The 8,855-nt window shown below is 71.8% G+C and carries 9 protein-coding genes; 5 read left to right on the top strand and 4 right to left on the bottom strand.

The features are described 5' to 3' along the window. The 5 genes from ACWC9T_RS39575 to ACWC9T_RS39595 form a co-directional block, all read left to right on the top strand. Positions 1–416 (top strand): DUF5915 domain-containing protein (locus tag ACWC9T_RS39575; protein ID WP_449825886.1); only part of this gene is annotated, 416 nt, incomplete at its 5' end. A gap of 265 nt (positions 417–681) precedes the next feature. Beyond that, on the top strand, positions 682–1,554 hold the full coding sequence (gene nth / locus ACWC9T_RS39580; protein ID WP_449825887.1) for an endonuclease III: 873 nt from the start codon (positions 682–684) through the stop codon (positions 1,552–1,554). Next, the gene (locus tag ACWC9T_RS39585) at positions 1,551–2,285 is read left to right on the top strand and encodes an NUDIX hydrolase (RefSeq protein WP_449825888.1); all 735 of its coding nucleotides are present in this window, start codon (positions 1,551–1,553) and stop codon (positions 2,283–2,285) included. The genes nth and ACWC9T_RS39585 overlap by 4 nt, the downstream gene beginning before the upstream one ends. A 46-nt stretch (positions 2,286–2,331) precedes the next feature. Further along, positions 2,332–3,516, top strand: a complete 1,185-nt coding sequence (locus ACWC9T_RS39590) for a MarP family serine protease (RefSeq protein WP_449825889.1) — start codon at positions 2,332–2,334, stop codon at positions 3,514–3,516. A gap of 150 nt (positions 3,517–3,666) precedes the next feature. Further along, entirely contained in the window at positions 3,667–4,365 is a 699-nt protein-coding gene (locus ACWC9T_RS39595; protein ID WP_449825890.1) for a metal-dependent hydrolase, read from the top strand. A gap of 37 nt (positions 4,366–4,402) precedes the next feature. On the opposite strand, the gene ACWC9T_RS39600 is transcribed toward ACWC9T_RS39595, so the two are convergent. The 4 genes from ACWC9T_RS39600 to nhaA form a co-directional block, all read right to left on the bottom strand. Further along, on the bottom strand, positions 4,403–4,612 hold the full coding sequence (locus ACWC9T_RS39600; RefSeq protein ID WP_449825891.1) for a hypothetical protein: 210 nt from the start codon (positions 4,610–4,612) through the stop codon (positions 4,403–4,405). Positions 4,613–4,754: 142 nt separating this feature from the next. Further along, the gene (locus ACWC9T_RS39605) at positions 4,755–5,849 is read right to left on the bottom strand and encodes an alpha/beta fold hydrolase (RefSeq protein ID WP_449825892.1); all 1,095 of its coding nucleotides are present in this window, start codon (positions 5,847–5,849) and stop codon (positions 4,755–4,757) included. A gap of 114 nt (positions 5,850–5,963) precedes the next feature. Next, positions 5,964–6,440 carry a phage holin family protein gene (locus ACWC9T_RS39610; RefSeq protein WP_449825893.1) on the bottom strand — a complete coding sequence of 159 codons (477 nt, stop codon included), beginning with the start codon at positions 6,438–6,440 and terminating at the stop codon, positions 5,964–5,966. Positions 6,441–6,786: 346 nt separating this feature from the next. Beyond that, entirely contained in the window at positions 6,787–8,082 is a 1,296-nt protein-coding gene (gene nhaA / locus ACWC9T_RS39615) for a Na+/H+ antiporter NhaA (RefSeq protein ID WP_449825894.1), read from the bottom strand. Positions 8,083–8,855: the final 773 nt, after the last annotated feature.

The following is an 8,855-nucleotide window of genomic DNA, read 5'->3' on the forward strand; positions in this document are numbered from 1 at the left end:
GCGCCAACGGCCAGACCAGCGTCGAGCTGGACGGCGAGACGATCACCCTCTCCCCCGACGAGGTCATCATCACCGAGACCCCGCGCGAGGGCTGGTCGGTGGCCTCCGACTCCGGCGCCACCGTCGCCCTCGACCTGGAGATCACGCCGGAACTCCGGATGGCCGGTCTCGCCCGGGACGCGATCCGTCTCATCCAGGAGGCCCGGAAGAACAGCGGTCTCGACGTCGCCGACAAGATCGCGCTCCGCTGGACCTCCACGTCCACGGAAACCGCAGAGGCCCTGACGGCCCACGCGACCCTCATCGCCGAGGAGGTCCTCGCCGCCGACTACCTGCAGGGCGAGGGGGACGACGCGTACGGCTCCCCCTTCACGGATGACGGCCTGGCTCTGACCTTCCGCCTCCAGAAGGTCTGACGGGCGACGGCGATCCGAGGGCTGGCAGTGCGGCCCGGAGCCAATTCAGGCTCCGGGCCGTCCCGGCCCTGGGCCGTCCGGCCGGATGTGTCCGAGCGACCCCCGGGACCGGCGCCGGTCAGGCCCACGGTCACGAACCGGGAGTTCCGTGACCGGTGAAGGCCTGACCGGCGAGGCCCACCGCTGCCGCCGGTCCGTCCGAACGGACCTCCCGCGCTGACGGGTTCCTACCCGGCCGATCGGTTCGGCGGCGTAGCCTTCGTGCATGGCAGAGAGCAAGGTCCGGAAGACCGCGGCCAAGACCGCGGCCAAGACGGTCGCGAAGCCGAGGAAGCCCGAGTCCCGGCTGGCGATGGTGCGGCGGGCGCGCAGGATCAACCGGGAGCTCGCGGAGCTGTACCCGTACGCGCACCCGGAGCTGGACTTCGAGAACCCGTTCCAGCTGCTGGTGGCCACCGTGCTGTCGGCGCAGACGACGGACCTGCGGGTGAACCAGACGACGCCCGCGCTGTTCGCCCGGTACCCCGCCCCGGAGGACATGGCGGCGGCCAACCCGCAGGAGCTGGAGGAGATCATCCGCCCGACCGGGTTCTTCCGGAACAAGGCGAAGTCCCTGATCGGCCTGTCGATCGCGCTGCGCGACGACTTCGGCGGTGAGGTCCCGGGCCGGCTGGCCGACCTGGTGACCCTGCCCGGTGTCGGCCGCAAGACCGCCAATGTGGTCCTCGGCAACGCCTTCGGGGTCCCCGGCATCACCGTGGACACCCACTTCGGGCGGCTGGCCCGGCGGTTCGGCTGGACCACCGAGGAGGACCCGGTGAAGGTCGAGCTGGCCGTCGCCGAGATCTTCCCGAAGTCGGAGTGGACGATGCTCTCGCACCGGGTGGTCTTCCACGGCCGCCGGATCTGCCACTCCCAGAAGCCCGCCTGCGGGGCCTGCCCGATCGCACCGCTCTGCCCCGCGTACGGGGAGGGCGAGACCGACCCGGAGAAGGCCCGCAAGCTGCTCAAGTACGAGATGGGCGGCCAGCCCGGCCAACGCCTGAAGCCGCCGTCGGACTTCCCCGGCGAGGCCGCCGCCCGGGCCGACGCCGCTGCCCACCAGGGGCGGGTCGCGGACCTGGTGGTGGGCGCATGATCAAGGGGGCCATCGAGAGGAACGGCCTGCCGGGCTGGCTGGAGCCGGTCCGGGACGCGGCCGAGCGGGTGCTGCCGGAGCAGCTGAGCCGCTTCCTGCCGCCGCGTGAGGGCGGTCGGGCGGCGGCGGTGCTGATGCTGTTCGGCGAGGGACCGGACGGTCCGGACCTGTTGCTGATCGAGCGGGCCCGTTCGCTGCGCTCGCACGCCGGCCAGCCGTCCTTCCCGGGCGGTGCGCTGGACCCGGAGGACGGCGACCCGGACGGTCCCGGCCCGATCGCGGCGGCGCTGCGCGAGTCCTGGGAGGAGACCGGCCTGGACCCGGCCGGGGTGCAGGTCTTCGCGGAGCTGCCCCGGCTGTACATCCCGGTGAGCAGCTTCGTGGTGACCCCGGTGCTGGGCTGGTGGCGCGAGGAGTCGCCGGTGCGCCCGGTGGACCTGGGCGAGACCGGCGCGGTGTTCCGGGTGTCGATCGCCGACCTGGCCGACCCGGCGAACCGGGTCCGGCTGCGGCACCCGTCCGGGCACGTCGGGCCGGCCTTCGCGGTCGCCGGGCGGTTGGTCTGGGGGTTCACGGCCGGGGTGATCGACCGGGTGCTGCACCACAGCGGCCTGGAACTGCCCTGGGACCCGTCCCGGGTCGTCGACCTCTCGGACGAGGCACTCGCGCTGGTCCAGGGTGACCTCGAACACTCCCGCGCCCTGCCGGGCAGCGACGCCGGCACCTCGTGACGGGTCGTCGGCGCGGCCGGTCCGCGAAGCGTGGGAGGGTGTCGGGGTGAACGTCCTGGATGTGCTGCTGATCCTCGCCGCCGTCGGATTCGCCATTTCGGGCTACCGGCAGGGCTTCGTGGTGGGCGTCCTGTCGCTCGTCGGCTTCCTCGGCGGCGGTCTGCTGGCCGTCCAGCTACTGCCGCTGCTGCTCGACCACCTCAGCCCCGGCACCACGGCCTCGGTGGTGGCCGTCGTGGTGGTGATCACCCTCGCCGCGATCGGCCAGGCGATCACCGCGCACTTCGGCTGGAAGCTGCGCGGACACATCGACCGCCGCCCGGCCCGGGTGCTGGACGCCTCCGGCGGCGCGGTGGTCAACGTGATCTCCATGCTGCTGGTGGCCTGGCTGATCGGCTCCGCGCTGGCCGGCACGTCCCTGCCCACGGTCTCCAAGCAGGTCCGTTCCTCGGCGATCCTCGGCGGCGTCCAGGACGCGCTGCCCGGCGACGCGCCGAACTGGTTCTCCGACTTCTCCAAGGTGCTCGCCCGCAACGGCTTCCCGCAGGTCTTCAACCCCTTCGAGCACGAGCCGATCACCCAGGTCGACACCCCCGATCCGGCGCTGGCCAGCAGCGCGGCGGTGGCCAAGGCCCGGCAGAGCCTGGTCAAGGTGGTCGGCACCGCGACCTCCTGCGGCAAGACATTGGAAGGCAGCGGCTTCGTCTTCGCCCCGCACCGGGTGATGACCAACGCCCACGTGGTCGGCGGTGTCGACGAGCCGACCGTGCAGATCGGCGGCGTCGGCCAGCTGTACGACGCGACGGTGGTCCGCTACGACTGGCAGCGCGACATCGCCGTCCTGGACGTGCCCAAGCTGAACGCGCCCCCGCTGACCTTCGCGGGCGAGGCCAAGACCAACGACAGCGCGATCGTCGCGGGCTTCCCGGAGAACGGCGCCTTCAACGTCCAGCCGGCCCGCATCCGCGGTCGCATCCAGGCCAACGGCCCGGACATCTACCACCGCGGCCAGGTGGTGCGCGACGTCTACTCGGTGCGCTCGCTGGTCCGCCAGGGCAACAGCGGCGGCCCGCTGCTCACCCCGGACGGCCAGGTGTTCGGCGTGGTGTTCGCCAAGTCCCTGGACAGCGCCGACACCGGGTACGTACTGACCTCGGCTGAGGTGCGCGAGGACGCACAGGCGGGCAGCGCCGCGAACACCCGGGTGGACACCCAGGGCTGCGCGCTCTGACGCTGGCCGTTTCGTCCTGACGCTGATCGTTTCGTCGGTGCGGGATCCGTCGCACCGTCAGTCCGCTCTGGTAGTTTCGGCCCCGCTCACCCGTTCGGCTTAACCGGGCGCCGTCCCGGAGTGAGCTCAACGGGAGGTCGTGGTAGTCCGATGATGGGTCATTCGCACGCGGTGAGCGGGGCGATGCTGTACGCGGCGTCCGCTCCGTTCCTGCCCCCGCTGCTGCTGCACACCAAGCTGGAGCCGGCGGACATACTGATGGGCACGGTGCTGTGCGCCGGGGCGGCCCTGCTGCCGGACCTCGACCATCACGACGGCTCGATCGCCAACTTCCTCGGCCCGGTCTCCAAGGCGCTCTGCCGCTTCGTCGCCTGGGCCTCCGGCGGTCACCGGCACGCCACCCACTCGCTGCTGTTCGTCGCGCTGATGGGCGGCGGCACCTGGGCCGGCGTCACCTTCCTGGGCCGCTACTTCACCCTCGGGCTGACGTTCTTCCTGCTGGCGCTCGCGATCCGGGCCCTGCGGCTCTGCCCGCCGAGCAACGGCCCGGAGGCGTGGATCACCGTCATCGGCCTGTCCGCGCTCGGCACCTTCGGGATGAACACCTGGATGCCCAATTCGCCCGGCTGGCTGCCGTACGCGGTCGGGCTGGGCACCTTGGCGCACCTGCTGGGCGACTGCCTGACCAAGAAGGGCGCGCCGCTGCTGTGGCCGCACAAGGAGCGCTACGAGATCGTGCTGATCAAGCGCAGCGGCAACAGCGTCGAGACCAAGGTGCTGGTGCCGATCATGTCGGTGGCGACCTTCGTCCTGCTCTGGTTCACCGCGCTGTCGCCGATCACCAATTGACCGGCTGCTGATCGACTGTGCTGAGCGGCGCGAGGCCTCAGGTCTCGCGCCGCAGTCGTGCGCTCACCCACCGGGCGCGCCGGCCGAGGATGCGCGGGATGCCGAGCTGCCGCTGCGCCCCCCGCTGGCGGCCGTCGAGGCCGTCGAAGCCGAGGTCCTCCGCCCAGTCCGGGCGGGGCACGGAGCGCTGGGGGCTGTTGTGGCGTCGGCCGCGCGGGGCGCCGCCGCGATCGGGCATCCAGGTCATACCGGAATGGATGCCCCTGGGCCGGTGGGGGTAACCGCGCCGGTTCCGCTGAAATTGGCCTATGCGTCTGTCATATGGACGTCACGACGGGGGAGTTGGGGCCAACGGCCCTCCCGAGGGGCCGGACTGGCCCCTTGTCCGGTCACTCCTTGTGGTGGCCCACCCAGTCCAACAGCTCGGCGGTGAACTCCTCCGGCGCCTCCTCGTGAGGGAAGTGCCCGACCCCCGGCATCAGCCGCCAGCGGTACGGCGCCGCCACGTACTCGCCGCCGCCCAGCGCGGTGTGTGACAGCAGCACCGGGTCCGAGGCGCCCTGGACGTGCAGGGTCGGCGCGGTGATCGGCTTCTTCATCCGCCGGGCGAACTGGATGCCGTCCGGCCGGGCCATCGAACGCAGCAACCAGCGGTACGGCTCGATCGAGCAGTGCGCGGTGCTGGGGATCTGGATCGCCTGCCGGTACGCGTGCACGGCCGCCTCGTCCAGCTTGGTCGGCCCGGTCCACTCGTCCAGGTAACGCCCGACCAGCGCGGCGTCATCGGCCACCAGACGGCGTTCCGGTATCCATGGCCGCTGGAAGCCCAGCACGTGGTCGAAGGCGGCCATCTGCTTGCGGTCGGTCAGCAGTGCCCGGCGCAGGTCCCTGGGGTGCGCGGCGGAGACCACGGTGAGGCTCTGGATCACCGACGGGCGCATCACCGCCGCCACCCAGGCCAGGGTCCCGCCGGAGGCGTGCCCGACCAGGTGCGCCCGGCGCTCGCCGAGCGAGCGGATCACACCGGTGATGTCCAGGGCGAGGTTGCCCGGGTCGTAGCCGCGCGGGGTGCGGTCGCTGCCGCCGATGCCGCGCAGGTCGAGCGCCACCGCGCGGTAGCCAGCCGCGGCGAGCGCGGTCAGCTGGTGGCGCCAGGCCCACCAGTACTCGGGCCAGCCGTGCACCAGCAGCACCAGCGGGCCGGAGCCCAGCTCGGCGATGTGGAAGCGGGCGCCGTTGGCCGCGAGGTCGCGGTGCCTCCAGGGGCCGGACTGCCGGATGCCCCAGGCCTCCGCAGCGGCCCCGCCGCCGTGCCGTCCGATGCCGGGGGCGTCATCGGCGGACTCCTGGCCGGGCTGCTGTCCGGCGGTCTCCGGTCCAGCGGTCTCCGGTCCGGGTTCCTGTCCCGGGGCCAGCTCGGAGTCGGAGTCGGAGCCGGAGTCGGCGGACGGCTGCGCGGGCGCGGGCTTCTGGTCAAGCGGCATACCGAGAGCGTGTCACATCCGTGCACCGGACACGTGCCCGGCACTCGCTGTCGGTGGGTCCGAGTACGTGTCCGGCGGGGTCCTGCGGGTCCTGCGGCCGCGGGTCGGGGGCCGTTACGGGATGCGGCCCAGGCCCCGGTCGATCTCCTCCTGGGTGGCCGGGCGCGGCCGGACGTTCTTCAGCACCTCGGCGGTCTTCTGGACACCCTCGATGGTGCGCTCCGGCTTCTGCATCTTCTTGAAGATGCGCACGGCCACGAACGCGACCAGCGCGGCGACGAGCACGTGGAAGAGGGCCGAGAGGGCGAACGCCCCGCCCAGCGGCACGCCCAGCCAGTGGATGAAGTAGGCGAGCGCGATGCTCGCCATCGGAATGGCGGCCAGGCCGATCACACCGGCGACGGCGAAGAAGATGCCGCCGGTGGCGCCGCGCTTGACGTCCGCTTTGATCTCGGCCTTGGCGAGCGCGATCTCGTCGTGGACGAGCGAGGTGAGGTCGGCGGTGGCCGCCGCGAACAGCTGCCCCACCGAACGCTCGCCCTCGTAGGGCGCCCGGCCGTTGCTGGACGGGTCTGCGGCTCCTGCGGGCATCAGCGGTTCTCCTCTGCGGCTGCTGCGGCGTGACGCCGTCGCGGGTGCGGTTCCGGTGCCGGTGGGGGTTCCGGAGGCGTCAGTGGGTTGTCGACAGCTCAGAATCATGCCCCTACCGGTCAGTCGGACACCACTCCGGGGCCCGCTGGAAGGGCGTGTCCCAGCTGCGGAAGCGTTCCGAGCCTCTTGGGGCGGCCTTCGGGAGGGCTTCCGGGACGGCCTTCGGGAGGGCCTTCGGGGAGGCCCGGGGAGGGCCTCCAGGGTCTCAGCGGCCCGGTTCGGGGGGCTCGCCGGGTAGGTCCTTGGTGGTCTCGGAGACCCGTGCGCGCCAGGCCGGGTCGTCCCCCTAGTAGATGTCCGGGATGCTGTCGCCGTCCGTGTCCCGGTCCTCCTCCTCACACAGCGCGCGGTAGTGCCGGTTGCGCAGCTTGAGCAGCACGGTGGCGACCAGCGCGCAGAGCAGCGAGCCGACCAGGACGGCGGTCTTGGAGCGGTCGGCCAGCGCCGGGTTGTCCTGGAAGGCCAGTTCGCTGATCAGCAGGGAGACGGTGAAGCCGATGCCGGCGAGCACCGAAACGGCGAACAGGTCGGCCCATTTGAGCTGCGGGTTCAGCTCGGCCCGGGTGAACCGGGCGGCCAGCCAGGTGCCGCCGAATATGCCCACCGTCTTGCCGACCAGCAGGCCGATCACGATGCCGAGCGGGGTGGCCTGGGTGAACACCTCGCGCAGCGTCGGGCCGGAGATCGTCACCCCGGCCGAGAACAGCGCGAACAGCGGGACGGCCAGCCCGGCGGAGATCGGGCGGACCAGGTGTTCGATGTGCTCGCCGGGGGAGTGCTCCTCGTCGCCCTCCCGGTGGCAGCGCAGCATCAGGCCCATCGCGACGCCCGCCACCGTGGCGTGGACGCCGCTCTCGTGCATCAGCGCCCAGACCACCACGGTCAGCGGCACGAACAGGTACCAGCCCTTCACTCCGCGCCGGTGCAGGAACCAGAACAGCACCAGGCCGGCGAAGGCCAGGCCGAGCGCCCAGAACGTGATGCCGGAGCTGTAGAAGATCGCGATGATCAGGATCGCGATCAGGTCGTCGACCACCGCCAGGGTGAGCAGGAACGCGCGCAGCGCCGACGGCAGGTGACTACCGACCACGGCCAGCACGCCGAGTGCGAAGGCGATGTCGGTGGCGGTCGGGATGGCCCAGCCGCCGGGGTGGCCGCCGCTGCCGGAGTTGACCAGGACGAACAGGATCGCGGGCAGCGCGACGCCGCAGACGGCGGCGATCACCGGCAGCAGCGCGGCACTCGGGCTGCGCAGCTCGCCCGCGACGAACTCGCGCTTGAGCTCGATGCCGGCCACGAAGAAGAAGATCGTCAGCAGGCCGTCCTTGGCCCAGTTGGCCAGGGTGAGGTCGAGGTGGAGCGGGGCGGACGGACCGATGGTGTAATCGAGCACGCTCTCGTACGAGTGCGGCCAGATGTTGGCCCAGATCAGCGCGACCCCGGTGGCGGTCAGCAGCAGCACGCCGCCGACCGTCTCGGTGCGCAGGGCGTCGGTGATGAAGGTGCGCTCGGGCAGTGACAGCCGGCCGAAAAGCTGCCGGCGGCGGGTCGTCGGCTTGTGGACGGGCGGCTGGTCGGTCACGCGGGACCTCCTGAGTGGCTGGGCGGCAACGGTTGCACGGGTGGTGCAGTTTGCCGACCAGACTTCCCGGCGCGCCCTGTGACGCCCGGATTCCTGCTCAAGGATCTTGATGCGTCCTTAACAGTCTAGCGGGACGTTCAGATGACTTCCGGATTGTCCTGTTCAAGGACTTAAGCCCTCCGGGTCGGTCTGCACTCCTGAGGAGCAGCGGTCCGGTACCCGAACGGCCTCAGCCGCGTGCAGTCGGGTGAACGCCTCCCTCTCGTCGGTCGTGGGTGCCGCCCGGCTTCCAGGGCAGCGCGACTCGGGGGTCCGCCGCCTTCGTCGGGTACAGTTCGCGGGCCCAGGTGGGGCCGACGGTGCTCCGGGACCCGGGCGACGCGCGGCCCGGGCTTCGTCCGCCGTGCGTAGAAGGCGCTGCGCACCCTGGTCGTCCAGCGCGACGCCGCGATCGCCGTGAGGTCCTGATCGCCTGTCGGGGGGTGTGACGACGGGGCCCGGGCGGTGGTGTCCGCCCGGGGCCCCGGTCACTGCGTCGGCGCGTTCAGTCGTTGCTCAGCGCGCGCAGGTGTTGCTCAGTGCGTGCACTGCGTCGGCCTGTTCAGCCGTTCTCGGCGTGTGTCAGTCGTTGCTGCCGGAGGGCGGGAGCTGGGCCTGGATCTGGCTCATCACGGTGCTGTCGGCGAGGGTGGTGGTGTCACCGACCTCGCGGCCCTCGGCGATGTCGCGCAGCAGGCGGCGCATGATCTTGCCGGAGCGGGTCTTCGGCAGCT

It is taken from the genome of Kitasatospora sp. NPDC001159 (assembly GCF_053598235.1).

What these genes read in the sequence shown, in the direction of transcription:
- nth (WP_449825887.1), top strand. Translation starts at nt 682, where the DNA reads ATGGCAGAGAGCAAGGTCCGGAAGACCGCGGCCAAGACCGCGGCCAAG.
- ACWC9T_RS39585 (WP_449825888.1), top strand. Translation starts at nt 1,551, where the DNA reads ATGATCAAGGGGGCCATCGAGAGGAACGGCCTGCCGGGCTGGCTGGAG.
- ACWC9T_RS39595 (WP_449825890.1), top strand. Translation starts at nt 3,667, where the DNA reads ATGATGGGTCATTCGCACGCGGTGAGCGGGGCGATGCTGTACGCGGCG.
- ACWC9T_RS39600 (WP_449825891.1), bottom strand. Translation starts at nt 4,612, where the DNA reads ATGACCTGGATGCCCGATCGCGGCGGCGCCCCGCGCGGCCGACGCCAC.
- ACWC9T_RS39605 (WP_449825892.1), bottom strand. Translation starts at nt 5,849, where the DNA reads ATGCCGCTTGACCAGAAGCCCGCGCCCGCGCAGCCGTCCGCCGACTCC.
- ACWC9T_RS39610 (WP_449825893.1), bottom strand. Translation starts at nt 6,440, where the DNA reads ATGCCCGCAGGAGCCGCAGACCCGTCCAGCAACGGCCGGGCGCCCTAC.